Origin of the sequence: Shewanella sp. AC34-MNA-CIBAN-0136 (genome assembly GCF_040309945.1) — a bacterium.
GTDB lineage: Bacteria > Pseudomonadota > Gammaproteobacteria > Enterobacterales > Shewanellaceae > Shewanella.
In genome coordinates this window covers 1-269 of record NZ_JBEOPJ010000074.1, presented here as the reverse complement: position 1 = coordinate 269, position 269 = coordinate 1, and the positions used below count along the sequence as shown (strand labels likewise).

Genomic DNA, 269 nt, shown 5'->3' with positions numbered 1-269 from the left:
ACAACGAAGGTCCTTACTATCAACGCTTTGCACTACTGCCGTTTGTAACGTTTGCGAAGGCAATTGAAAACAACGAAACACAAAGAAAAATATTTGAATACCGCGATGGTATTTTATTAAAAGCGATTGATACCACTATTCAACTTAGCTACAACGGTTTGTTTTTCCCAATTAACGATGCAATAAAAAGCAAAGGTATAGATACCATTGAGCTAGTGCATGGTGTTACTACTGCTTATGGCTTAACAAACGACGCGGGTTATTTAGAT

General features: G+C 37.2%; 1 pseudogene. It reads left to right on the top strand.

Going from position 1 to position 269, the window contains the following annotated elements:
- Positions 1–269: pseudogene (locus tag AAEY94_RS20715) on the top strand (alginate lyase); the annotation flags it as partial.